Origin of the sequence: Tistlia consotensis USBA 355 (assembly GCF_900177295.1) — a bacterium.
Classification (GTDB): Bacteria; Pseudomonadota; Alphaproteobacteria; order Kiloniellales; family DSM-21159; genus Tistlia; species Tistlia consotensis.
On the sequence record NZ_FWZX01000018.1, the window covers coordinates 30,661 to 53,756 of the forward strand.

Consider the following 23,096-nt stretch of genomic DNA (forward strand, 5'->3'; position numbering starts at 1 on the left):
ATGGCCGCCGCAGCCCCCCAGGCGATCCGATCCATCGGCCGGCGCGAGGCGGCACGCCTCGAAGCCGTCTCGGTCACGCTGCTGCTGCTGGCAGTGGGCTTTGCGCTCGCGATGTTCGGCGGCCTCGTCGCCGGCGACGCCGACTTCTTCCGCGCCCATGCCAGCGCCTGGGTCTCGGCGCTGCTGGCGACCCCGGCGCTGTCCGTCTTCGTGCGCCGCTTCGGGCGCGCGCCGCTCGGCGACTGGTGGCGGCTGTTCTGGAGCGCCGGCTGGGTGATGATGGCCGTGCACCTCTGGTGGGGCCTCGGCGCCCTGCACCAGTGGGACGCCGCCAGCGTCTTCCAGCGCCAGGGCTTCCTGGTCGCCGCGCCGATCTTCCTGATCCAGGCGATCTGGCCGCTCGACGTCGCGCTGGCCTGGACGCGGCGCGACTGGGCCCGGGCCGCGGGCGGGTACCGCTGGTGGCAGGCGCTGGCCGGGCTCGCCGTGTTCCTGACCTTCTTCGTCTCGCTGGTCGTCTTCCGCAACGACCTCGAGAGCCTCGTCCTCGGCCTGGTCCAGGCCGCGGCGGTGCTGCTCGCCGGACTGCTCAGAAAGCTCGACAGGGAGGGCGCGGCATGAACGGAACGCTGGTCAGGCCGCCGGTCGCGGTGCTGCTGCTCTTCGCGTTCGGCTTCGCGCTCTCGATCTTCGCCGGCCTGATGGCGAGCAACGCCGCCTATGCCCGCGCGCAGTACACGATCTGGCCCTGCCTGCTGCTCGGCGGCTGGGCGACGGCGATCCTGATCCGCCGGGCGCCGGCGCTCGGCCGAACCGGCTGGCGGGCCTGGTGGATCGGCGGCCTGGTCGCCTACCTGGTCCACCTCTGGTTCGGCTTCGGCGTGATCTACGGCTGGAGCTTCGCCGCGGTCTATGCCGGCCAGGGCAGCCTGGTCGCCAGCGCCAACTTCGCGCTCGCCCTGCTGTGGCTGGCCAGCGCGCTGGTGCCGGCCGAGGGGCGGCCCTGGATCGTCCTGCACCTCGCGACGGCAGCGCTCTTCATCGCCGCGAGCCTGGGCTCGACGCTGCTCTTCGCGCGCGGCCCGAGCTGGGCCGGCGGCCTGGCGCTCGCCGTCGCCTGGCTGGCCGCCCTCTATCTGCGCTTGACGAGGGGAGAGGATCGATGACGGTCACAGCCCATCCGAGCGAGCCTTCCGCCAACCGCGCCGCGCTGCACGTCACGCACCGCGCCAGCGACGGCCCGACCGACAGGCCGAGCGACTGGGAGCGGCCGAAGGGCGCGAAGCCGACGCCCCCGGGCGTCCCTGGCTCCTTCCTGCTGGTGCAGTTCTGGCGCGACATCTTCGGCAAGGAGGTGCAGAGCGCGGCGACCTACTCCTACCTCTGGATGGCAGACCAGATGGGCCACATCGCGATCGGCCTGCTGGTCCAGGTCGTCGGCTACTTCGTCTTCAACCGCCTGGGCACCTGGGTGCCGGGGCTGGCGTGGCTGCTCGCCTGGGCCAACGGCCTGTCGTTCCTGCTGGTCTCCGGCGTCGTCTCGTTCTGGGAGTTCCGCGCCTACAGCGTCTCCAGGCGCGAGGCGGCCAACCTGCAGTTCCCGTTGGACAACGACCTGCTGCGCCGCAACGCGGTGATCGCGGCGGTCTACATGATCATCGGCGCCCTGGTCGGCTACGACGTCAACCTGCGCACGCCGGGCGCCTGGACCTGGTTCTGGAACGTCGTGCTGTTCCTCGGCGCCATGGGCATCTGCGTGGCGGCGGCCCCGCCCTGGCTGCGCCAGAAGATCGTCTGGCAGAAGGCCGCGCTGCCCTATCTGGCGCGCCTCGCCGACCTGCGCGCGCAGATCGACGAGGAGGTCGCCGAGCAGCTGCGCCGGCTGATCGCGGCGCCCTTCGACAGCAGCCGTCCGCGCCAGATCATGGTCGTCGGGCCGATCGGCTCGGGCCGCACCCCGATGGTCTGCGGCCTCGGCACAGAGCTCGCGTTCAAGGGCAAGAAGGTCCGCTACTGCTCGTTCGACACGCTGATGGAGATCTCGGACCAGTACGACCTGCCGCGGCCCGACGGCCTGCCGCCGATGGGCAGCTGGGGGCCGAAGAACATCTACTACTGGCCCTGGTTCGAGGCGGAGACGCTGATCATCGACGACATCAGCCCGATCATCAGCACGGCGATCGAGCGCTTCGGGCCGCAGGCCTTCACCGAGATCCTGGACATCGGCCTGAAGCAGGCGGCCGGGCAGATCTGCAACCGCAACACCGTCTGGGTCTTCGGCGCCGACGAGAAGGATGTCGCCGAGACCAGGGGCGTGACCTCGCTCGACGAGCTGATCCGGATCTACGCCAGGGGCATCCAGGACTTCTGCCGGGCCGAGGAGCCGCCGCTCATCGTCCACCTGCCCCGGCCGGCGGCGAGCGCCGGCTGACCGCCGGGCCGGGCGCACGGGCGGACCGTCAGGCCGCGGCGCGGCGCTGCGCCGGGCGGCGCAGCCGCCAGCGCCACCAGACGATCACCGGCGCCAGCAGCAAGGTCGGGCCGAGCCAGCGCGCGAGCTCCGGCAGGAACTGGGCGTTGACCACCGTGAAGGCGGTCAGCGCCGCGACGAAGCCACCGGTCATGTGGCCGAGGTGGCGGCAGATCCGCAGCGCCCCCTGCGGACCGCCGCGCCGGAAGAGCCGGAGGTCGGCCACCGCCTGGCCGCCGCCGATCAGGCCGAAGACCAGCAACACGGGACCCGGGAAGGCCTCGCCGCGGGCGAGCTGCAGCAGGCCCCAGGCGATCATCACCGACGCGGCCGACAGCATCGCCGCGGCGAGCGCCCAGTCGAGACGGCGCGGCCGGCCGTCGCGCAGGCGGGCCGCGCGCCAGCCGACGGCGACCAGATAGAGGCTGAACAGCCCGACCAGGAACAGGAAGGCGTTGGGCTTGAGCACAGCCATGACCAGCGCATCGGCGACGATCGCCAGCATGGCGACGGCGAAGATCCGGCCGGCACGGCGGTGCCAGAGACCGCCCTTGACGGCGACCATGGCGGTCAGCCCGGCGGCGAGCGCGAGCGTGCCGCCGATGACGTGGCAGGCGAGCAGCAGGCCGTAGGGCGTCAGGAGGGGCGTCAGGAGGGACGTGAGGGCGGTCGGCAGGGCCATGGTGACCTCGTCGGTTGGATCGAAGGGTTGGGTCGGTTGGATCGAAGGGTTGGGCCGAAGGGATCGGGTCGAAGGGGCGCGTCGGGAGCCCCGGACGCCAAGCTGGCCGGCCGCCGCGTGCCCGGCCAGCGGATCTGCGCCGGCGGGCGTCCCTTCTTCGCGACGGGCGTGCTAGCGTCCCTTCACGATGCGTGAAGGGATCGTCGGCCGCGCCCAGTTCCTCGCCGCCCGCCTGCTGCCGCCGCTCGCGGTCGGCCTGCTGCTGGCGGCCCTGGGGCCGTTCGGCACCTTCGAGAGCCTCGGCTTCGGCCGGCGCGCCCTCTTCTGGTGCGGCGCCGTCGGGCTCAACTGGGTGATCGGCGAGCTGGCGATGCGCACCGTGCCGGCGACCCTGCCCGGCCGCTGGACGCGGCATCGGCTCGTCGCCCCGCTGGCATCGTCGCTGGTCGTCTCGCTGCCGGCCACCGCCGTGGTCGCGGGGCTGTCGGCCCTGCTCAGCCTCGGCATGCCGGCCCTGCCGAGGCTCTACGGCGAGGTGCTGCTGGTCACCGCGGCGATCTCGCTCGCCCTCTACCGGCCGGGCCAGGCGTCGCCCGGCGCCGAGCGCGAACCGCAGCCCGAGCGCGCTCCCTCGCCGTCGCCCGGGCCCGAGCCGGACCTCTTCGCCCGGCGCATCCCGGCCTCGCTGGAGGGCCGCCTGCTCTGCCTGGAGATGGAGGACCACTACCTGCGCATCCACACCGACCGCGGCAGCGCCCTGGTGCTCTGCCGCATGGAGGACGCGGCCCGCGAGCTCGACGGCCGGGGCCTCCGGGTGCACCGCTCCTGGTGGGTCGCCAGCGATGCCCTGGCCGGCAGCGAGCGCGACGGCCAGCGCCTGCTGCTGCGGCTCGACAACGGCCTCCGCGTACCGGTCGGCAAGACCTACCGCGCCGCCCTCAAGGGCGCCGGCTGGCTCCAGGGCCTGGCACCAGCCGGCGAAACCTCGACGCCCTCGCGACGTTAGGCTATTTTCCGCCGCATCCCAGCAATGTCCGGCCCTCGGCGGCCCAGGAATTGCCGCAAGCCTCCGGTATTCGGCGGTCTGTCAAGGCGTGGAGTCGCTTGGTGTCCGAGAGTTCGCCCGGTGAAATCTGCTACGATCCGTCGGATGCGCAGATTCTCTCGGCGGCCGCGGCAGTCGTCGCGGGCGACGCCTTGCCGGCCCTCGGCGACTATGTCGAGCGTGTGTTCTTCGTCGAGCGGCCGGAGGACCTGGAGCACCCCAAGCTGCGCTTCCTCTACGGCTATTGGAGCGGGCTCGCGGCACGCAAGCCAGGCGGCCGGGTCGCCAGGCAGGACGTCGACGTCACCGAGCTCAAGGTCGCGCTCGGCAACCTGCTGCTGCTCGACGTCGAGCGCGAGGGCCTCGACGCGGTCTACCGGGTCTACGGCAGCGGCGTCGCCGACCAGGCCGGGCGCGACTGGACCGGCTGGCGCGTCTCGGAGATGAACCGCCAGGCCCGGACCCCGCTCGCCCTGCTCTACCGCGCCTGCTACCGCGCGGTCTGGGAAACCGGGCGACCGCTCTTCAGCCTCAGCAAGTCGCCGCCCTGGCTGCCCGCCAGGGCCTGGCAGCGCCTGATCCTGCCGCTCTTCGGACCGGACGGCGACTGCCGCGCGTTCCTGGTCGGCAACGTCCCGGTCGAGCCGAGGCACATCAGCTACGAGGACCGGCAGAAGATCCGCAAGCGCCACCAGGGCTGACGGCCGGCCGCAGCGGGCGGCCGCGATCAGCCCTTCGCGACCTGCACCGCGCCTTCCTTCATGACCAGCCGGATCGTCTCTTCCGGCCGGGTCCAGGGCTCGACCGAATGCAGCACGTCGCCGTCGACGACCAGCAGGTCGGCGAGGAAGCCCTCGCGCACCTGTCCGATCGAGCCGCTCATCCGGAACAGGTTGGCAGCCTCGGTCGTCGCCGAGCGGATGATGTCGATCGGCTGCTGGACCTTGGCCCTGAGGGCGAACTCGTTGAGCTGGTGGCGCTGCATGACGCCCAGCAGGTCGGTGCCGTAGACCATCTTGACGCCGGCCTTGGTGGCGAGCGCCAGCGCGTGGGCCCCGGCCTCCAGCACGTCGTAGACCTTCTTGTTGAGCTCGGGCGGCATGCCGGCCTCCACGCCCTCGCTGGCAAGCGCCTCGTAGATCGACAGCGTCGGCACCAGCCAGCGGTCCAGGCGGACCAGGGTGGCGACCGCCGCCTCGTCGAGCAGGTTGCCGTGCTCGATCGAGTCGACGCCGGCCTCCAGGGCACGGACGATGGCGCGGCCGGTGTAGGCGTGGGCCATCACCGGGATGTTCGCGGCCTCGGCCTCGTCGCAGGCGGCGCGGATCTCGTCGACCGAGAACTGGGTCGAGTCGATGCGGTCGGTCGGCGAGGCGACGCCGCCCGAGACCATCAGCTTGAGGTGCGTGGCGCCCTTGCGGATCTCCTCGCGGCAGGCCCGGCGCATCTCCGAGACGCCGTCGCAGACGTGGCCGAAGCCGGCGCAGCACATGCACTGGTCGAGCGAATGCTCGCCGGGCCCGCGCATGTCGGAATGCCCGCCGGTCTGGGACAGGGCGTGGCCGCAGAACAGCAGGCGCGGACCGACGATCCGGCCCTCGCGCAGCGCCCTGGCCAGGCCCCAGTCGGCGCCGCCGGCGTCGCGCACGGTGGTGAAGCCGCGCCGGGTCATGCCGTTGAGCAGCTCGCCGGCCTTGATCGCGACGTAGGACGGCGCGGTGCGCATCAGGGCGGCGAAGTCGGCGGTGATGGCGGTGACATGGACGTGGCCGTCGCAGAGCCCCGGCATCAGCACCCGGCCCTTGACGTCGATCTCCTCGACCCCGGCGCCGGCCTGCTGGTGGGCGTCGGCGGCGACCGCGGCGATCCGGCCGTCGCGCACCAGCACCGACTGGCCGTCGCGGTAAGCGCCCTCGACGACGTCGAGGACCCGGGCGTTTCGGAAGAGGATTTCGCTCATCTGTTCGTTTCCTGAAGGACCTGGAGGGAGGGAGGCGTCTCAGTGGTCGCCGAGGTAGAGCTCGGCCATCCGGCTGTCGGACAGCAGGCGCTCGGCGGTGTCGGCGATCACCACCGTGCCGCTGTCCAGTATGTAGCCGCGGTTGCTGATGGTCAGGGCCTGGCGCGCGCGCTGCTCGACCAGCAGCACCGAGACCTTCATCCTCGGCAGCTCGCGGATCGTCTCGAGCACCTGGTGGACCAGGGCCGGCGACAGCGCCGCGGTCGGCTCGTCGAGCACGAGCAGGCGCGGCTCCGGCATCAGCGCGCGGGCGAAGGCGAGCTGCTGGCGCTCGCCGCCCGACAGGGCCCCGGCCCGCGCCCGCGCCCGCTCGCGCAGCACCGGGAAGCTCTCCAGCAGGGTCGCGATGCGGCCGCGCCGGTCGGCGACGCCCTCGACGACCTCCAGGTTCTCCATGACGGTCAGCGAGGCGAAGACGTTGGCGACCTGGGGCACGTAGGAGATGCCCATCGCCAGGCGCTTCTCGGCGGGCAGGGACAGCAGGGAGGTGCCCTCGAACTCCAGGCGGCCGGAGACCCGCGGCACCAGCCCCATCAGCGCCTTGACCAGGGTCGACTTGCCGGCGCCGTTGGTGCCGGCGATGGTGACGATCTCCAGCGGCTCGACCCGCAGGTCGACGCCCGACAGGATGTCGACGTCGCCGTAGCCGGCGGACAGGCCCGCGACGGTGAGGACGCTCACGCGCTGCCTCCCATGTAGGCCTCGCGCACGGCGGCGTCGGCCAGGACCTCGGCCGGCGCCCCCTCCGCCAGCAGGCGTCCGCGGTCGAGCACGAAGAGGCGGTCGACCAGGCGCGACAGGGCCGCCAGGTTGTGCTCGACGATCAGGAAGCCGATGCCCTTGGCCGAAAGCTCGCGGATCCGCTCGGAGATCTCGCCGACCAGCACCGGGTTGACGCCGGCGAAGGGCTCGTCGAGCAGGATCATGGCGGGCCGGACCATCAGCGCGCGGCCCAGCTCGAGCAGCTTGCGCTGGCCGCCCGACAGGCTGGAGGCCGGCGCGTCGGCCACGCGCTCGAGGTTGAGAAAGGCCAGCCACTCCTCGGCCGCAGCGGCGATCGCCGCCTCCTCGGCGCGGATCCACCCGGGCCGGAAGAAGACGTTGCGCAGCTTCTCGCCGGCCTGCCCCGGGGCCGCCGCCATCAGGTTCTCGCGGACCGTCAGCGAGCCGAACTCCCGCGGCACCTGGAAGGTCCGCGCCATGCCGAGGCGGACGCGCTGCACGGTCGGGAGGGCGGTGACGTCCTGGCCCTTGAAGAGCACGCTGCCGCCGTCGCCGGCCTGGAAGCCGGTGACGATGGCGAAGAGCGTGCTCTTGCCCGCCCCGTTCGGCCCGATCATGCCCGACAGGCCGCCGGCCGGCGCGGCGAAGCTGACGTCCTCCAGCACCGACACTCCGCCGAAGTGCTTGCGGATGCCCTGGACGCAGAGGCTCGCCTCAGCCACAGCCGGCCTTCCCCCCGAGCAGCCCCTGGGGCCGGAAGCGCATCAGCAGCATCATCGACAGGCCGATGACGCCGAGCCGGACCGAGGACATCTCGACTGCCGAGACGCCCGGCAGCAGGTCGTGCAGGAAGCGCGAGCCCTCGATGAAGCCGAGCAGGATGGCCGAGCCGACCAGCGCGCCGCCGACGCTCCCGGCCCCGCCGAGGATCATCGCGACCCAGATGTAGAAGGTCAGCAGGGCGCCGAACTGGTCGGGCGCGAGGTAGGTGATGTAGTGGGCGTAGAGCCCGCCCGACAGGCCGACGAAGAGGCAGCTGACGACGAAGACCGCGACCTTGAAGCGGCCCGGGCTCTTGCCGAGCGCGCGCACCGCGTCCTCGTCGTCGCGGATCGCCTGGATCATGCGGCCGAAGGGGCTGTGGACCAGGCGCCGGCTGACCAGCACGGCGCCGACGACGCAGGCCAGCGCCAGGGCGAAGGCGACCAGGGTCGGGTCGCCGGGGATGCCGAGGCCGACCGACAGCGAGGCGATGCCCGGCAGGCCGCGGACGCCGCCGGTCAGCCACTCCTCCTGGGAGATCACCAGGCGGATGGTCTCGGCGTAGCCCAGCATGACGATGGCGAAGTACTCGATGCGCAGGCGCAGCGACAGCAGCGCGACCGGCCAGGCCGCCAGGCCGGCGGCGAGCGCCGCGCAGGGCAGCGTCAGCTCCAGCGGCAGGCCCGCCTGGCTGAGCAGCGCGCTGGTGTAGGCGCCGATCGCGAAGAAGCCGACCACGCCGAAGTTGATCAGCCCGGTGAAGCCGAACTGCAGGTTCAGCGCCAGGGTCATCAGCGAATAGATCAGCGCGACGACGGCGACGGCGAGCAGGTAGGACAGCACGGCGCCGGCTCCCTCAGCGCACCAGACTGTTCTTGGCGAACAGTCCCTGGGGCCGGATCAGCAGGGTCACGAGCAGCACCAGGAAGCCGACGCCGAGCTTGTAGGTGAAGCCGACGAAGGGCGTCGAGAGCTCCTGGGCGAGGCCGATCAGCACGCCGCCCAGGACCGCGCCGACCGGGTTGCCGATGGTGCCCAGGATCGTCGCCGCGAAGGCCGGCATCAGCAGGTCCCAGCCCATCTCCGGCGAGACCACCGTCTTGACCCCGAGCAGCGTGCCCGACAGCCCGGCCAGCAGGCCGGCGATCAGCCACATGGCGACCAGCACGCGGTTGGCGCGGATGCCGCTGACCCGGGCCAGCTCGGCGTTGTCGGCGACGGCGCGCATGCGCTTGCCGATCGGCGTGAGATGCAGGATCGAGAAGACGGCGGCCAGGGCCAGGACGGCGGCCACGACGATCTCGATGTCGGTCGGCTGCACGCGCAGGGGCCCGACCGGCATCGCCCGCACGATCGGCAGGGGATAGACCCGCTGGTCGTGGCCCAGGAAGAAGGTCAGGGCCGCGCGCACGAAGAAGGCCATGCCGATCGAGGCGATCAGCGAGGAGACCGCCGACTTGCCGGCCAGCGGCCGGAACAGCAGGAAGTAGAAGGCGACGGAGAGCAGGGCGCCGGCGGCCATCCCGCAGAGGATGATCCAGAGCGTGCCGCCGCCGGCCAGCGGCCCGAGCAGCCCGGCGAAGGCGCCGACCGTCGCGACGTCGCCGGCCGCGGCGTTGGGGAAGCGGGCGATGCCGAACACCAGGGTGATCGACAGCGCCAGCAGCGAGACCACCAGGCCGGTGATCAGGCCGTTGAAGGCCAGATTGGCGAAGAGGGAAAAGCCCACCCGGACGCTCCTGACGGTCGGCGGGCCCCCGGATCCCTTCCGCGACGGAACGGATCCGGGGGCGACCGCGGGCCTTACTTGCCGATCGTGACCACGCTCTTGCGGACGATCTCGCCCTTCTCGACGACCGACAGGCTGAAGTCCGGCGTGACGTCGCCGTACTGGTCGAAGGCGAGCTGGCTGGAGGCGCCCTGGTAGTTGATCGCCTTGCCGGCCTCGAGCGCCTTCTTGCCCTCGGCGAAGGTGAAGACCTTGTCGCCGGAGGCGCTGTCGACGCCGCGGATGCGGCCGTTGATCGCCTCGGGCGTCAGCTTCGAGCAGTCCGCCTGCATGGCCAGGCCCCAGAGCACCATCATGTCGTAGGTCATGGCGGCGTAGACGTTGCTGCCGGCCGGCTGGCCGGTCGCCTTCTTGTAGGCCTCGGCGAAGTGCGCGTAGGAGGGTGCGTTCTCGTTGCTGATGCTGTCGACGGCGATCACGCCCTGGGTGACGTCCGGGCCCAGCGCCTCGACCAGCTTCTCGTTGGCGGCCCAGCCCGGGATGATCCACTTGAGGTCCGGGTTCTGGCCGCTCTGGTACCACTCGCGCAGGATGATCGTGGTGTCGGGCAGGTAGGAGCCCATGACCACGACGTCCGGGTTGGCCGCGAGGATCTGCTGCAGCTCGGAGCGGTAGCTCGCCTGCTTCGGCTCGTAGACGACCGAGGCGACGACCTTGCCGCCGTCTTCCTTCCAGGCCTTGGCGAAGCCCTCGGTGTTGCCCAGGCCGGAGGCGTTGTTGTAGGCCATGGTCGCCGGCCGCTTGAAGCCGCGCTCCTTGGCGATCTTGGCGAAGGCCTGGCCGAAGCGCCCGTTGGTCGCCTGGAAGCGCCAGACCAGGTCGGCCTTGTCCTCGGTCGAGATCGCCGGCGCGCCGGAGGTGTTCATCTCGGGCAGGCCGGCAGCGGTGGTGATCGGCATGACCGCCAGGGTGACGCCCGAGGACCAGGTGCCCATGACGACCTGGACCTTGTTGACGTCGATCAGCTTCTTGACGGCCAGCACCGCGGCGTCCGGGGAGGTCTGGGTGTCCTCGGACACGACCTGGATCTGCCGCCCGCAGGCGCCGCCGTCGGCGTTGATCTCGTCGGCGGCCATGGCGATCGCCTTCTGCATGCCCGAGCCGTAGGGGCTGCCGGCACCCGAGACGGGGTTGAGCGCGCCGACCAGGAACGGCTCCGCCGCGAATGCCTGCCCGGAGGCAATCCCGAGCGCCGCCACGCCGGCCGCGGCCAGCAACACCTGTCGCATCGAAAGAACCGGTCGTTCCATGTCTGCTCTCCTCTGTTCGCTTGTGGGGCCGGGGCTACGACCGTCCGGTTGTCTCCAGACGCACCCGGCCGTCCAGGATGGCCCTCAGCATGATCTTCCAGACGCCGCGCAGGTCGTCGTAGTAGGCCGGATCGTCGGGCCTCAGCACGGTCTGCACGCCCATGCCGCGCAGCAGGCAGAGCGTCAGGTTCAGCACGGTCGCAACCCGGCTGCGCGGCAGCGCCGCGGCGCTGAACAGCGCGCCCCAGATCTCGTCGAGGGCGAGGTGGAACCGCCGCACCACCGGGATCAGGGCGGCACGGATCTCATCGTCCGTGCGCGCCGCCGTGACGTGCTCGAGCGTCAGGTAGAAGAGCCGGCCGGAGAAGTGCTCGAACCAGAGGTAGTCGACGAACTCCTCGGGGGTGATCTCCTGGGCGCGCACCCGGTCGGCCTGGGAGCGGATCTCCGCCGTCGCCGAGACCAGCAGCTCGTCGATGGCGGCGACGATCAGGGACTGCTTGTCGCGGAAGTGGTGCAGCATCGCGCCGCGCGAGACGCCGGCGGCATCGCAGATCCGCTGGGTCGCGAGCTTCAGGTAGCCCTCTTCCAGGAGCACGTCGAGGGTCGCGGCGATCAGCTTGCCGCGCGTCTCCAGCGTCCGCTCCTCCTGCGAGCGGCGCGGCCGCTTCGCTGCCGTCGTCACACCGTCCAACACGCCCCGCCCCGACCGTTCATTCGCAAGGGAAGCTTCCGCTTGCCATAAACAAACAGTCAAGACTGTTTTTAAATGCGCCGCGATACGCGCGAGGGTTGGAGCGGGCCGGCTGCGCGACGACCGGGAGGCCGCCGTCAGTCGGCGGCCGCCTCCCTCTTGAAGGCCGAGAGATCGAGGCTCAGGCTGCGGCCGAGCCAGATCGCGCCGGCGCTGTGGTCGAGCAGGTCGGAGAGGCCGGAGCTGGGATGGACGAGCACGTCCAGGCCGTCGCGGCTGGCCATCAGCCAGGGCACGATCTCGCCGAACAGCGCGGCCGGGAAGACGACCTGGTACATCGCCTGGGGATGCGGCCCGACCGGCTGGTCGCGCCAGCGGCCCATCCGCACCGCCTCGCCGAAGCGCCCGACGATCGCCTCGCGCAGCGCCGCCGCGCGGGGCCGGCTGGCCTCGTCGTAGTAGACGTGGGCGTGGAACTCACCGATGGCTTCCGGATCGAGCTTCATGGCCCATCATGGCGCGAGGGGAGCCGGCCGGAAAGTGCGCCGCAAGCAAAGCGGACCCGCAGCCTCGGGAAACGCCCTGCCCCGCTGTCCGCCACGGAGCGGCCGGGCGACCTGCCCCCACCGCGCGATGCGTACGGGACTCCCCTCTGGGCCCTCGAACGTCCGCAGACCCTCGTGTGATGATTCGCACGGACCTCGACCACCCGGATCTCGCGATCGGGATACCGTGGCACCGCTGCCTCGGCGACGAAGCCGACTCGAGAGCGCTTCGCGAGCCGTCCTGCCGCAAGCGGCTAGACTCTCGGCACCTTATACGTTTCACTAGATAAAGAACATTGGGGGACCCGTTTAACGGGCATGACCCTCGCACCGGGGAGGCTTGCCTCATGGCTTCGGGTACGAGTTCCCCGGCCCCTCACAGCTTGATCGACTGGGCCGGGAGTAGGCGCGTCACATTGGCCATCGTCTTCACCGACGTCGTCGATTCCACCGCTTTGGGATTTCGGCTCGGCGACGAACGAATGGACGACGTCCGCCGCGCGCATTTCGGCCGCAGCGAGAGTCTCATCGCCGACTTCGGCGGGCGTCAGGTCAAGACGATCGGCGACAGCGTGATGGCCGTGTTCCGCTCGGCTGGCGACGCCTTCGATTTCGCCTGCACGCTGCATCGCAATCCGGGCGCCGCCGAGCTGCGCGCCAAGGGAATCCGGGCCGGAATACACAGCGGCGAGGTCGACGTCGTCGAGAGCGACGTCTTCGGCACCGAGGTGAATTTCGCCGCCCGTGTCACTCACGCCGCGGAGGGAGCCGAGATCTGGCTGAGCGGGAGGGCGCGCGAGGCGATCGACCGTGCCGGCGCGCGTCACCGGCAGGGACTGAATTGGCGACACCACGAAAGGATCGATCTCAAGGGACTCGGAAAGTATTCACTCTGGTCGTTCGTCCCCGACGCGACGGCGGCCCCCGCCGCTCTCGTTCCGTCCCGGCGGAGCGAGCAAGCGGCCGTCGTCGCACCGTCACCGGACCTCCGGTCGGAGCCGGAGCGGCGTAAGGTCGCCAGTCCCGACGTCACGCCCAACGGCCGCACGGTCTTCGTGGCGCGGCCGGCCAGCGACATGGGCCAGGGCTATGTCCGGATCGTCGAGGAGCTGAAGGGGCGCGGATACGCCGTGGTTCCGGACGGCGACATCCCCAACGACGAGAGCGCCGTGGCTTTCATCGACGCGGCTCTCGCCAAGGCGGAGCTGTCGGTCCATCTGCTCGGCGACCGGCCGGGAATCACGCCGGACGCGCCGGACATGATGGCGATCGGCCAGCTGCAGCTCGTTCGGGCCGCGCTCCGATCGGAGCAGGCGCAGGAAGACGGCACCGGCACCCCTCAGTTCCGGCGGATCATCTGGGCACCCAGGTTTCTGGAGGGCGCCGCCACGCCGCAGGCTGCCGCTCCCGTCGAGCGGAATCCGATTGCCGTCCTGCAGCGTTTCGCCGAACAGCTGCCCACCGATCGGGTCCTGGGCGAAAACCTGATCCAGTTCATAAACTATCTGCATCAGCACCTGGACAAGACCAGGCCCCGTACCTTGGCGCCGCAGTGCGATATCGGTTCGGGCGAGAAGATATTCATCGATCACGCGGCGGAAGACTACGAATACGCGACCGAACTTGCCTATGTCCTGCAGCAACTCTCGTTCGAGCCGACGTTCGCAGCGCCGCTTGACGAGAACGAGGACCGGCGAAAGGTCGAGGCGTTCAACCGCAACGAGGTGCTGAGCTGCTCGGCGGTCGCCTATTGCTGGGGCAATGCCAGCGAGCTATGGCTGCGGACACGGCACAGCAAGATCGACAGCTGGCGCAGCCGAGCCAAGCGTGATCGGATCGAGCTGACGCTGATCGAGGCACCGCCGACCCACCGCGCCAAGAAGCGGTTCCTCATCGTAAAGCTGGCCGGCATCGACCGCGTCGTCGACATGACGAACGTCGACAGGCCCTCGCCTGCCGACCTCGCCGAATGGCTCCGGCCTCAGACAGAAGGTATGGGTGGCCAGGCCGGGGGAGGCTGACATGCCCTCCGCGGAAGCGCTCTCGGCCAGTCGCCCGTTCCCCGGGCTGCGCCCCTACCGATTCCACGATCGCGCCTATTTCTGCGGCCGCGAGGAACAGAGCTACGCGCTCTTCAACCTCATCGACACGAGCCAGTTCGTCGCCGTCGTCGGCAGCTCCGGCAGCGGCAAATCGTCTTTGGTGCGCGCCGGCCTGCTGCCCCTGCTGGAGCAGGAAACGGAAGAGACCGAGGCGCGGGAGCGACAGGGTGGAGCGTCGAGCGGTCGGAGATGGCGCTGGATCCAGTTCCGGCCCGGCGACGCGCCGCTGAGCCGCCTTGCCGAACAGCTCGCGGAGGTCGGCGGCGCCGTGACAGAGGACCCCATTGAGCGGGCGGCCCGTCGCGAAGAGCTGGATGCGACGCTGCGCCGCTCCAGCTACGGGTTCGGCGAAGCGGTGTCGGCGATCGATTCGATGGCCGGCTGCTCGCTGCTGATCGTCGTCGATCAGTTCGAGGAGCTGTTCCGCTATGGCGTTGCCGGCCCGGCCCGGATGCGCCTGCAGGAAGAGCGCGATCAGTTCGTCCAGCTGCTGCTGACCGCAACCGGCGGGCGCGATCTCGACCTCCACGTTCTGATCACGATGCGCTCGGACTTCATCGGCGACTGCAGCCAGTTCTACGGCCTGCCCGAAGCGGTCAGCGAGTGCCAGTTCCTGGTCCCGGCGCTGACCCGACTGCAGTGCGAGGAGGTCGTCCGCCGCCCGCTCGACGAGGAGCATGCGAACGCCTTCATCGAGCCGGCGCTCGTCGAGCAGCTGCTCAATGATGTCAGCGGGGAGCTCGACCAGCTGCCGGTCCTGCAGCATTGCCTGTCGCGCCTCTGGGAGGTGACCGGGCCGTCCAGGCCGGTGCCGCCGCATCGCGAGCTGCGCCTCGAGCACTACAGGCAGGTCGGCGGCATCGCCGGCGCGCTGTCGAACCACGCGGACGAGATCCTCGCTGATCTCGCCGGCCACGAGATCGCCGTCGAGCAGGTGTTTCGCGCGCTGAGCGAAGAGGACAACGAGGGCCGCGCGACGCGCCGGGCGCTGACCTTCGCGCAGCTGCGCGACGAGACCGGGGCCGACGATGCCGAGCTTCGCCTGGTCGTCGATCGCTTCCGGTCGGACGATTGCTCGTTCCTCGTCCCGTCGATCTCGGCGCAGCCGCAGCTCAACGATGCGACGACGGTCGACATCGGTCACGAAGCGCTGCTGCGGCGCTGGCAGAAGATCGGTGCCGAGGCGAGCGACACGCTCGACGAGGACGCCAGGGCCGGATGGCTCCAGGCCGAGGCGAGCGACGCACACGACTATCGGATGATGCTCAGGCTCGCCGGCAACGATCCCGACGCGACGCTGCCGCTCAACCGCGTCGGCCGGCTGCTGGTGCGTTGGGAGGAGCGGCCGCGCACCGCGGCCTGGGCCGAGCGCTACGGCGGCCACATAGAGCGTGTCGAGCGGCTGTTCGATAACACGCTCGCTTCCCGGCGCCGACGCTGGTGGTCTGGTGCCGCCGTCGTCTCACTCATCGCGTTGCTCGCGATCGGCGGCCTCCTCAAGGCCTATCTCGACTACACGCGGCAAGCCGAGCTCGCCGCCGACGCTCGCCAGGAGCGCACCGCGGCGCTGGGCAGGATAACCGAGATCACACAGGCCGTATCAATTGAATTGCGATTCATTCCGGGAACGAATCGTACGATTTATGAAATGCTGGAAAGCATCCAGCATTTTTCCGACGAGTTCCGCGCGATGTTGAAGAACCACTACCCTGAAGGACTGGACACGGGAGAAATCATAGTCCAGGAAATACTTTCGAATCGAGCCGCCCTGATGAGAGCCAACTACCTCACGAACTTTGGCAACATCTCAGAGGCGATAGATCTTCTCGTGGAGACGAAAGCGAAAATCGACGAGATGCCGAAAGCCGAGGGGCGCGAGCCGCTCGAGGTCCAGTTGCTCCGCGGGGACGTCCTCCTCAGCCGCGCGTCGGCCGAGGTGATTTATGGCCGCTTCGACGTCGCCCGGCAGGACTACGCGGCCGCGGAGGAGATCTATCGAACGATCGTTCGACTGCAAGAAAGCTCGGCGGGTGCGCAGTCGGCGTCGGCCGCAGAGGTCACGTCGGCCGGAACCCGGGAGCACGAGGACCTCGAGTACATCGAGAAGGCAAGGCAGAAACTCGCTGCGCTCTACCAGGGCCGCATATTCCTCAACGTACAGTACGACGAGAACGAGAAGGAGGCCGCAAGCGATCTCGCGGCTTACAAGAAGCTCGTCGAGGAGGAACGGGCTGCCCATCCCTCGCCGGACTCGGATGAGAACAGCAAGTTCTGGGCCCGGCAGACGGCCCCGCTCGACCGCCTGGAAGCAGATGTGTTGGTCGCGCGGAACGAATTCGACAAGGCGATCGAAAAGTACGAGGGTCTTCTGGACGACCGCAACACGATCCCCAACGTATCACGGGAGCTGTATCACGCATTCCTCGAATACAAGCTTTCGCTCGCGCTGTTAGGGCGCGCGCGGAACGACGATGTCGCCGAGGCGATCCGGCTCCTGGATCGAGCCAAAGGCACCTTCGGCGGTCTGACCGAGACCGACCCGAAGAACATGTGGTGGCTGCTGGTTTCGAACTGGATCGACTACGCGCTCGGCCGCGCCTGTGAGGTGCAGCTCGACAGGGACTGTGCAGAAGAGGCCTACAAGGCCGCTAAGGACATCGACGCGAAGTTCCTCGAGAACGACCCCGACAACCTGCGGGCCAGCAAAGATCTGGCGCGAGACGAACAGGCGCTGACGGCCCTGGGCCGCGGCGAATAGGACGGGGGCAAAGCCCCCCAGGCGACGAGCGATGGCCCTCTCGTTCCATCCGATCCCGATCCAACGGCGGGGCCGGCGAAGAAGCCACCGGGAGTCTGCCAGATCCGGGTCGTCCGACCGGGAGGATGGTGGGCGCGGCTGGGATTGAACCAGCGACCCCTACGATGTCAACGTAGTGCTCTCCCGCTGAGCTACGCGCCCCCAAGGGGTTCAGGCGGCGGCCCGAAAGGCCGTTCCGTCGTCGGGAGGCAGGCATCTAGCATCGGCCGGCGGGCATTGCAAGAGCCTGCCGCCGCGGCTTGCCGCGCCGCTACGACGCCTGCGCCAGGACCGCCTCGACCTCCTGCACCAGCTCGCGCAGATGGAAGGGCTTGGAGAGCACGCGGGCGCCCAGCCGGTGCCGGTCGCGGCCCTGCAGGGCGACGGCGGCGAAGCCGGTGATGAAGACGATGCGCAGGCCCGGCTGCCGCTCGGCGGCGCGGCGCGCCAGCTCGACGCCGTCGAGCCCGGGCATCACCACGTCGGCCAGCAGCAGGTCGTAGGGGCCCTCGTCGAGCAGCCGCTCGGCGAGCAGGCCGTCGCCGACGTCGGCGACCTGATGGCCGGCGTTGCGCAGCGAGGCGGCCAGGAAGGTGCGGAGTCCCTCGTCGTCCTCCGCCAGAAGAATACGGGCCATGGGCGGCCGGAAACCTCGTCCAGGTTCAACGGAACCCCGGCCTTCGGCGAAGAGCGGGGCAGCTCGGCGGCCGGCGCCGCGGACCGGCAGGCCCCGCCGGCCGGCCGCGGAACGGAGGCGTCGGGGCGAAGCGGACTATGGCACGGCGGCGAACCGCTCGCGAGACGCTTCTCAGGCGCTCCGCGACGCGGCATGCTTGCCGCGTGACAGCCTGCATCCGAATGCGTAAACAAGCTGCGAACGAAGACAGTTACCGGATCGATGGACGCTCCCGCCCTCTCGGCAGATCCCAGAAGCGCCCAGGAGGAGGACTCCCACGAGGTCCTGTGGCCGCGGGAGCAGAGCCTGCCCCTGGTGGTCGCCAGCCCACACAGCGGCAGCAACTATCCTGCCGCGTTCGTCGCCGCCTCGCGGCTCGACCCCCTGGCGCTCCGGCGCAGCGAGGATTCCTTCGTCGACGAGATCTTCGCCGCCGCCCCCGAGCTGGGCGCTCCGCTGATCCGCGCACTCTTCCCGCGCGCCTTCGTCGACCCGAACCGCGAGCCCTTCGAGCTCGACCCCTCGATGTTCGCCGACCGCCTGCCCGACTATGCCAACACCCGCTCGCCGCGGGTCGCCGCGGGCCTCGGCACGATCGCCCGGGTGGTCGCCAACGGCGCCGACATCTACCGCGACAAGCTGCGCTTCGCCCAGGCCCTGCAGCGCATCCAGGACTGCTACTGGCCCTACCACGCCAGCCTGCGCGAGCTGGTCGAGCAGACCCGCGCGCAGTTCGGCTACTGCCTGCTGCTCGACTGCCACTCGATGCCCTCGAGCGGCGGTCCCCTGGAGCGCGACGCCGGCGGGCTGCGCTTCGACATCGTGCTCGGCGACTGCCACGGCACGGCCTGCGGCAGCGCGATCAGCGAGGCGGCGGCGCGCTTCCTCGCCCGCCACGGCTACCGGGTGTCGCGCAACAAGCCCTACTCCGGCGGCTTCGTGACGCGCCACTACGGCCGCCCCGAGGAGGGGCTGCACGCCCTGCAGATCGAGATCAACCGGGCGCTCTACATGGACGAGGAGCGGATCGCGCGCGGCCCAGGCCTGAAGACCCTGGCCGCCGACATGGCGGCCCTGCTCGAGCATCTCGGCGAGACCGCGCGGGAGACGCTCGCCCGGTCATGAGCGTCCGTCACCCCTGCCCCATCGACAGCCCCCGGCCATGAGTTTGCGCCCATGAGTTTGCGCCCATGAGTTTCCGCCCGTGAGCGTCCCGTCGTGAGCAGCCAGCCCGCGATCGAACGGCCGACGCTGCGCGCCTCGCTCGACGGCGACCTGCCGGCGATCCAGGCGATCTACGCCCACCACGTGCTGCACGGCAGCGGCTCCTTCGAGCTGGAGCCGCCCGACCTCGACGAGATGACAGCGCGCCGCCGGGCGATCCTGGAGCGCGGCCTGCCCTACCTGGTCGCGGACTGGCAGGGCGCGGTCGCCGGCTATGCCTATGCCGGCCCGTACCGGCCGCGCCCGGCCTACCGCTTCACCCTGGAGGTCTCGGTCTACGTGGCGCCGGACCGTCAGCGCCTGGGCCTCGGCCGGCTGCTGCTCGGCGGCCTGATCGAGCGCGCCGAGGCGCTCGGCTACCGCCAGCTGATCGCGGTCGTCGGCGACAGCGCCAACCTGGCCTCGATCGGCCTCCACGAGTCGCTCGGCTTCCAACGGGCCGGCGTCCTGCGAAGCGTCGGCTGGAAGCACGGCCGCTGGCTCGACTCGGTCTTCCTGCAGCGCAGCCTGGGCGCCGGCGACGACGCCCCGCCGGAGCGCTGAGATGCGGCGCGTCACAGCAGCGGACTGGTACGCGGTGAAGCGGCTCGACGACGGCGTGACGCTGATCGAGGAGCCCTTCATCAAGGCCTTCTACCGCTGCAACGTCTGGCACGTGCGCGGCCGCGAGCGCGACCTGCTGGTCGACAGCGGCATGGGCGTGGTCGGCCTGCGCGAGCAGGTGCCGCTGGTCACCGAGCGGCCCCTGGTCGCGGTCGCCAGCCACACCCATTTCGATCACATCGGCGCCCATCACGAGTTCGCCGAGCGCAGCGTGCACCGCGCCGAGGCGGCGATCCTGGCCGATCCGACGCCGGCCTCGACCTACTCCGACAGCTACGTCAGCGACGAGATCTTCACGGCCCTGCCGCCAGCGCCCTACCGCTCGGCCGAGTACGCCGTCGCGGCGGCGCCGGCGACGCGGATCCTGGAGGACGGCGACGTCGTCGACCTCGGCGACCGGCATTTCCAGGTCATCCACACGCCCGGCCATTCGCCGGGCGGCATCATGCTCTGGGAAGCGGCCAGCGGCATCCTGTTCTCGGGCGACACGATCTACGACGGCCCGCTGATCGACGACGACGTCGAGGCCTATGTCGCGACCATGAAGCGGATCCACGACCTGCCGGTGCGCGTCGTCCACGGCGGCCACTTCCCGAGCTTCGACGGCAGGCGCTACCGTCTGCTGATCCGCAGCTTCCTGCTGGAGAAGGGGGCGTAGCGCCCCCTCGCCCGTCCACGCCTCGCGTGGGCGGGCGAGGGGGGGGGGTCAGATGACCGGCAGCTCGCGCGGGGCGCGGCGGCTGAGCAGCTCGGCGCCGTCGGCGCGCACCACCAGGTTCTCCTCGTGGACCTGGCCGCGGCCGGGCGCGAAGGCGAGGCCGGGCTCCAGGGTCAGCACCATGCCCGGCTCCAGGACGGTCCCGTCCCAGGCGGCGTTCGAGGGATGCTCGGTCAGCTGCAGGCCGAGGCCGTGGCCCATGCGGCCGACGTTGCCGGCCCGGTAGCCGTCGGCCTCGATGACCGCCTGCATGGCGCGGAACAGGCCGGCGCAGCTCTGCCCCGGCCGGGCCGCGGCGAGGCCGGCCTCGGTCGCCCGCCAGAGCGTGTCGTAGGCGCGCGCCGCCGCGGCGTCGGCGCGACCGATCGCGACGTTGCGGTCGAAGTCGCAGAAGTAGCCGTCGAAGGTCGCGCCGGTGTCCATCATCAGCAGGTCGCCGGACGCCAGCGGCCGCTCGCTCGGCGGCGAGATCACGTCGTCGTAGCCGCCGGGCGCCGCGGCACCGACCAGATAGGGCACGTCGTCGGCGCCGCGCCGGATCAGCTCCAGGCGGAAGGCGCGGAACACCTCGGTCAGCGGCATGCCCGCCCCGACCAGGCCCGGCAGCGCCGCGAAGCCCTCGGAGGCGATGCGGCAGATGTGCGCGGTCTTGGCGATCTCGCGCTCCGACTTGACCCGGCGCAGCGCCCGGATCGCCGGGGTCGCGTCGAGAAAGGCGGCCTCCGGCAGGGCGGCGCGCAGCCGCTCGAAGTCGGCGAGCGGCATGCGCAGCGTCGTCTCCGGGCCCATCGGCAGGCCGATCCGCCCGCCCGCGGCGCCGATCTCGCGGAACACCCCGGCCAGCAGCGACAGGCCGTCGTCCTCCGGCTGCGGCGCGGGCCAGGCCCGGATGTCCTCGATCCAGGTCCGCGCCATGACGGGGGCGCCGATCTCCGGCACCACGGCGACCGGCTTGCCGGCGCGCGGCACGACCAGGAACCAGGGCCGCGTCGGGCTCTGCCAGAACAGCGTCAGGAAGCCGGTGAACCAGCGGATCTCCGGCTCGGTGGTCAGGAACAGGGCGTCGAGGCCCGCGGCCGCCATCAACCGCTGAGCCCGCTCCAGCCGCGCCTCGAACTCCGCGGTCGGGAAGCCGCGCGGCGGTGCCTCGCCGGCCGCGCTCACGAGGCGTCCTCCGGGCCCTCGGTCATGAAGGCCAGGACCCGGCTCGCCGCGTCCAGCCCCAGCGCCGCGCGCCGCGCGCCGGCGTGCTGCAGGGCGGCGACCCCGGCGGCGCCGGACGGCGTCGTGCGCAGCCCCTCGGCCGCCAGCAGGGCGACCGTCGCGGCGCAGGCCTCGTCGTCGAGCGTGACGAAGACGTCGGCCGAGTGCGCCAGCTCGCCGAGCGCCAGGTGCGAGGCCTCCTTGCAGTCGAGCCGGCCCATGATCGAGGCCGGGCCGGGCGCGCGCACCGGCCGGCCGGCCCGCACGCTCTCCAGCAGGCAGCGCGCGCTCGCCGGCTCGACGACGACCAGCGTCGGCCCGTCGCCCCAGCGCGCCCGGAACAGCGCCGCCATGGCCGCCGCGAAGCCGCCGACCCCGGCCTGCAGGAAGACGTGGCTCGGCGGCCCGGACAGCGCATCCGCCGCCTCCTGGGCCGCGACAAGGTAGCCCTCCATGACCCGCGCCGGCAGCTCCAGGTAGCCGGGCCAGGAGGAGTCGGACAGCAGGGTCCAGCCCTTCGCCTCGGACTCGACGGCGGCCGCCGCCATCGAGGCCTCATAGTCGGCGCCGTCGCGCCGCACCTCGGCGCCGGCCCGGCGCAGGCGCCCGGCGAAGGCCTCGGGCACCGTCTCGCTGAGGAAGATCACCGAGCGGCCGCCGAACAGCCGCGCGCCGGTCGCGACCGACAGGCCGTGGTTGCCGGCGCTGGCGCAGCAGTAGGTCCGGCCGGCCAGCGCCCGCGCCATCGCCTCCCGGTCCGCCGGGTCGGCCAGCGCCGCCGCCTCGCGCGCCAGCACGTAGGCGGCGCCCAGGGCCTTGAAGCTGCCCAGGCCCATGCGCCCGCTCTCGTCCTTGATCCGCAGCGCGCCGACGCCGAAGGCCTCGGCCAGGGCCGGCAGGTCGCGCAGCGGCGTCGCCGCGGCGGCCGGACAGCGCGCCAGCAGCGCCAGGGGCTCGGCCGGATCGGCGCTCACGGCGCCCGCGGCGAGGCCGCTGCCCTCCGGCAGGCCCCGGCCGCGCCAGGGATTGCGCAACAGCTCCATCACCCGCCTCCGCGCTTCGGTCGGATGGCAGGATAGCAGCGACCGGACGCAGGATTTTTGCGCGTATTGGCCTATTTTGCTAAATTCCTTGCGGCAGAATGCTATTTGGAGCGGAATCATGAAGCCGGCAGCTCTCGATGCCCTCGACCGCCGGCTGCTCGACCTGCTGCAGCAGGACGCCGGCCGCTCGCTGGAGAGCCTGGCCGGCGAGGTCGCGCTCTCCGCGCCGGCGGTGCAGCGGCGGATCCGCCGGCTGCGCGAGGGCGGCGTGATCACCGGCGAGGTCGTGCTGGTCGAGCCGGCGGCGGTCGGCCTGCCGATGACCTTCGTCGTGATCGTCGAGCTGGAGCGCGAGCGGGCCGACCAGATCGACGGCTTCCGCCGCAAGGCGGCCGCCGAGCCGCTGGTCCAGCAGTGCTACTACGTGACCGGCGAAGGCGACTTCGTGCTGATCGCCCAGGCCCGGGACATGGACGACTTCGAGGCGCTGACCCGGCGCCTCCTCTTCGACGACCCCAACGTGCGCCGCTTCCGCACTTCGGTGGTCATGGGCAAGCCGCTGCGCGGCACCGCGGTGCCGGCCGGGCACGCGGGGTGACGTGCCACGGCTGGCGCCGCCGCCGTCGAGCCCGACCATGCCGTCCACGCGAAAGGCTGCAAAAATGGCTTCATCCTGAGCCTGTCGAAGGACGCGTAGCGTGGCGCGAAGCGCGGGCCATTCGGCACCGCCCGTGCGGGGTTCGCTCCATC

General features: G+C 71.1%; 23 protein-coding genes and 1 tRNA gene. 11 read left to right on the plus strand and 13 right to left on the minus strand.

Features of this window, described 5'->3' with window-relative positions; genetic code table 11:
- The 3 genes from B9O00_RS19535 to B9O00_RS19545 are packed head-to-tail and all read left to right on the plus strand — an operon-like array spanning position 1 to position 2,431.
- Entirely contained in the window at positions 1 to 621 is a 621-nt protein-coding gene (locus B9O00_RS19535; protein ID WP_085124390.1) for a hypothetical protein, read from the plus strand.
- Entirely contained in the window at positions 618 to 1,166 is a 549-nt protein-coding gene (locus B9O00_RS19540; RefSeq protein ID WP_085124391.1) for a hypothetical protein, read from the plus strand. Before B9O00_RS19535 ends, B9O00_RS19540 begins: the two co-directional genes overlap by 4 nt.
- Positions 1,163 to 2,431 (plus strand): hypothetical protein, encoded by a 1,269-nt coding sequence (locus B9O00_RS19545; protein ID WP_085124392.1) that lies wholly within the window; start codon positions 1,163 to 1,165, stop codon positions 2,429 to 2,431. Before B9O00_RS19540 ends, B9O00_RS19545 begins: the two co-directional genes overlap by 4 nt.
- 28 nt (positions 2,432 to 2,459) lie before the next feature.
- On the opposite strand, the gene B9O00_RS19550 is transcribed toward B9O00_RS19545, so the two are convergent.
- Positions 2,460 to 3,152: a DUF2306 domain-containing protein gene (locus tag B9O00_RS19550; protein WP_085124394.1), complete on the minus strand. Its 693-nt coding sequence runs from the start codon at positions 3,150 to 3,152 to the stop codon at positions 2,460 to 2,462.
- 187 nt (positions 3,153 to 3,339) lie between these two features.
- Between B9O00_RS19550 and B9O00_RS19555 the strand changes: the two genes are divergently transcribed.
- Entirely contained in the window at positions 3,340 to 4,158 is an 819-nt protein-coding gene (locus B9O00_RS19555; RefSeq protein ID WP_085124395.1) for a LytTR family DNA-binding domain-containing protein, read from the plus strand.
- A 101-nt stretch (positions 4,159 to 4,259) separates the two neighbouring features.
- Entirely contained in the window at positions 4,260 to 4,898 is a 639-nt protein-coding gene (locus B9O00_RS19560) for a PAS domain-containing protein (RefSeq protein ID WP_089229747.1), read from the plus strand.
- A 26-nt stretch (positions 4,899 to 4,924) separates the two neighbouring features.
- Here B9O00_RS19560 and B9O00_RS19565 read toward each other — a convergent pair whose 3' ends face one another.
- The 8 genes from B9O00_RS19565 to B9O00_RS19600 all read right to left on the minus strand — a co-directional run bounded on the left by B9O00_RS19565 (position 4,925) and on the right by B9O00_RS19600 (position 11,941).
- Positions 4,925 to 6,157 (minus strand): metal-dependent hydrolase family protein, encoded by a 1,233-nt coding sequence (locus B9O00_RS19565; protein ID WP_085124398.1) that lies wholly within the window; start codon positions 6,155 to 6,157, stop codon positions 4,925 to 4,927.
- 39 nt (positions 6,158 to 6,196) lie between these two features.
- The gene (locus B9O00_RS19570; RefSeq protein ID WP_085124399.1) at positions 6,197 to 6,898 is read right to left on the minus strand and encodes an ABC transporter ATP-binding protein; all 702 of its coding nucleotides are present in this window, start codon (positions 6,896 to 6,898) and stop codon (positions 6,197 to 6,199) included.
- Positions 6,895 to 7,662, minus strand: coding sequence for an ABC transporter ATP-binding protein (locus B9O00_RS19575; protein WP_085124401.1), 768 nt, complete (start codon positions 7,660 to 7,662; stop codon positions 6,895 to 6,897). The genes B9O00_RS19570 and B9O00_RS19575 overlap by 4 nt, the downstream gene beginning before the upstream one ends.
- Positions 7,655 to 8,545: a branched-chain amino acid ABC transporter permease gene (locus tag B9O00_RS19580; protein ID WP_085124402.1), complete on the minus strand. Its 891-nt coding sequence runs from the start codon at positions 8,543 to 8,545 to the stop codon at positions 7,655 to 7,657. The genes B9O00_RS19575 and B9O00_RS19580 overlap by 8 nt, the downstream gene beginning before the upstream one ends.
- Positions 8,546 to 8,558: 13 nt before the next feature.
- Entirely contained in the window at positions 8,559 to 9,431 is an 873-nt protein-coding gene (locus tag B9O00_RS19585; protein ID WP_085124403.1) for a branched-chain amino acid ABC transporter permease, read from the minus strand.
- 74 nt (positions 9,432 to 9,505) lie between these two features.
- The gene (locus B9O00_RS19590; protein WP_085124405.1) at positions 9,506 to 10,741 is read right to left on the minus strand and encodes an ABC transporter substrate-binding protein; all 1,236 of its coding nucleotides are present in this window, start codon (positions 10,739 to 10,741) and stop codon (positions 9,506 to 9,508) included.
- A gap of 34 nt (positions 10,742 to 10,775) precedes the next feature.
- Entirely contained in the window at positions 10,776 to 11,426 is a 651-nt protein-coding gene (locus B9O00_RS19595; RefSeq protein ID WP_218822899.1) for a TetR/AcrR family transcriptional regulator, read from the minus strand.
- A gap of 146 nt (positions 11,427 to 11,572) precedes the next feature.
- Entirely contained in the window at positions 11,573 to 11,941 is a 369-nt protein-coding gene (locus B9O00_RS19600) for a DOPA 4,5-dioxygenase family protein (RefSeq protein WP_085124408.1), read from the minus strand.
- A 455-nt stretch (positions 11,942 to 12,396) separates the two neighbouring features.
- On the opposite strand from B9O00_RS19600, the gene B9O00_RS19605 reads away from it, so the two are divergent.
- Positions 12,397 to 14,001 carry an adenylate/guanylate cyclase domain-containing protein gene (locus tag B9O00_RS19605; RefSeq protein ID WP_159460270.1) on the plus strand — a complete coding sequence of 535 codons (1,605 nt, stop codon included), beginning with the start codon at positions 12,397 to 12,399 and terminating at the stop codon, positions 13,999 to 14,001.
- A gap of 1 nt (position 14,002) precedes the next feature.
- Positions 14,003 to 16,840, plus strand: a complete 2,838-nt coding sequence (locus tag B9O00_RS19610) for an nSTAND1 domain-containing NTPase (protein WP_143596286.1) — start codon at positions 14,003 to 14,005, stop codon at positions 16,838 to 16,840.
- A 126-nt stretch (positions 16,841 to 16,966) separates the two neighbouring features.
- Here the strand turns inward: B9O00_RS19610 and B9O00_RS19615 are convergent.
- A tRNA-Val gene (locus B9O00_RS19615) sits at positions 16,967 to 17,041 on the minus strand.
- Positions 17,042 to 17,150: 109 nt separating this feature from the next.
- Entirely contained in the window at positions 17,151 to 17,516 is a 366-nt protein-coding gene (locus B9O00_RS19620) for a response regulator transcription factor (protein WP_085124413.1), read from the minus strand.
- Positions 17,517 to 17,777: 261 nt separating this feature from the next.
- Between B9O00_RS19620 and B9O00_RS19625 the strand changes: the two genes are divergently transcribed.
- The 3 genes from B9O00_RS19625 (at position 17,778) to B9O00_RS19635 (ending at position 20,040) form a co-directional block, all read left to right on the plus strand.
- Positions 17,778 to 18,680: an N-formylglutamate amidohydrolase gene (locus tag B9O00_RS19625; RefSeq protein WP_085124416.1), complete on the plus strand. Its 903-nt coding sequence runs from the start codon at positions 17,778 to 17,780 to the stop codon at positions 18,678 to 18,680.
- Positions 18,681 to 18,773: 93 nt separating this feature from the next.
- A complete protein-coding gene (locus tag B9O00_RS19630; RefSeq protein ID WP_085124418.1) occupies positions 18,774 to 19,322 on the plus strand; it encodes a GNAT family N-acetyltransferase in 549 nt (182 codons plus the stop codon).
- 1 nt (position 19,323) lies between these two features.
- On the plus strand, positions 19,324 to 20,040 hold the full coding sequence (locus B9O00_RS19635; protein WP_085124420.1) for an MBL fold metallo-hydrolase: 717 nt from the start codon (positions 19,324 to 19,326) through the stop codon (positions 20,038 to 20,040).
- Positions 20,041 to 20,088: 48 nt separating this feature from the next.
- Here B9O00_RS19635 and B9O00_RS19640 read toward each other — a convergent pair whose 3' ends face one another.
- Positions 20,089 to 21,264 carry a M24 family metallopeptidase gene (locus B9O00_RS19640; protein WP_200808582.1) on the minus strand — a complete coding sequence of 392 codons (1,176 nt, stop codon included), beginning with the start codon at positions 21,262 to 21,264 and terminating at the stop codon, positions 20,089 to 20,091.
- Positions 21,261 to 22,346, minus strand: coding sequence for a diaminopropionate ammonia-lyase (locus B9O00_RS19645; protein WP_085124422.1), 1,086 nt, complete (start codon positions 22,344 to 22,346; stop codon positions 21,261 to 21,263). Before B9O00_RS19645 ends, B9O00_RS19640 begins: the two co-directional genes overlap by 4 nt.
- A gap of 118 nt (positions 22,347 to 22,464) precedes the next feature.
- Here B9O00_RS19645 and B9O00_RS19650 point away from each other — a divergent pair, with 118 nt between their 5' ends.
- On the plus strand, positions 22,465 to 22,944 hold the full coding sequence (locus tag B9O00_RS19650) for an Lrp/AsnC family transcriptional regulator (protein ID WP_085124423.1): 480 nt from the start codon (positions 22,465 to 22,467) through the stop codon (positions 22,942 to 22,944).
- The last annotated feature ends 152 nt before the right edge of the window (positions 22,945 to 23,096 follow it).

Excerpts from the sequence above, each read along its gene's own strand:
- B9O00_RS19535 (WP_085124390.1), top strand. The coding sequence starts at position 1 with ATGGCCGCCGCAGCCCCCCAGGCGATCCGATCCATCGGCCGGCGCGAG.
- B9O00_RS19540 (WP_085124391.1), top strand. The coding sequence starts at position 618 with ATGAACGGAACGCTGGTCAGGCCGCCGGTCGCGGTGCTGCTGCTCTTC.
- B9O00_RS19545 (WP_085124392.1), top strand. The coding sequence starts at position 1,163 with ATGACGGTCACAGCCCATCCGAGCGAGCCTTCCGCCAACCGCGCCGCG.
- B9O00_RS19550 (WP_085124394.1), bottom strand. The coding sequence starts at position 3,152 with ATGGCCCTGCCGACCGCCCTCACGTCCCTCCTGACGCCCCTCCTGACG.
- B9O00_RS19555 (WP_085124395.1), top strand. The coding sequence starts at position 3,340 with ATGCGTGAAGGGATCGTCGGCCGCGCCCAGTTCCTCGCCGCCCGCCTG.
- B9O00_RS19565 (WP_085124398.1), bottom strand. The coding sequence starts at position 6,157 with ATGAGCGAAATCCTCTTCCGAAACGCCCGGGTCCTCGACGTCGTCGAG.
- B9O00_RS19590 (WP_085124405.1), bottom strand. The coding sequence starts at position 10,741 with ATGGAACGACCGGTTCTTTCGATGCGACAGGTGTTGCTGGCCGCGGCC.
- B9O00_RS19600 (WP_085124408.1), bottom strand. The coding sequence starts at position 11,941 with ATGAAGCTCGATCCGGAAGCCATCGGTGAGTTCCACGCCCACGTCTAC.
- B9O00_RS19610 (WP_143596286.1), top strand. The coding sequence starts at position 14,003 with ATGCCCTCCGCGGAAGCGCTCTCGGCCAGTCGCCCGTTCCCCGGGCTG.
- B9O00_RS19620 (WP_085124413.1), bottom strand. The coding sequence starts at position 17,516 with ATGGCCCGTATTCTTCTGGCGGAGGACGACGAGGGACTCCGCACCTTC.
- B9O00_RS19625 (WP_085124416.1), top strand. The coding sequence starts at position 17,778 with ATGGACGCTCCCGCCCTCTCGGCAGATCCCAGAAGCGCCCAGGAGGAG.
- B9O00_RS19635 (WP_085124420.1), top strand. The coding sequence starts at position 19,324 with ATGCGGCGCGTCACAGCAGCGGACTGGTACGCGGTGAAGCGGCTCGAC.
- B9O00_RS19645 (WP_085124422.1), bottom strand. The coding sequence starts at position 22,346 with ATGGAGCTGTTGCGCAATCCCTGGCGCGGCCGGGGCCTGCCGGAGGGC.
- B9O00_RS19650 (WP_085124423.1), top strand. The coding sequence starts at position 22,465 with ATGAAGCCGGCAGCTCTCGATGCCCTCGACCGCCGGCTGCTCGACCTG.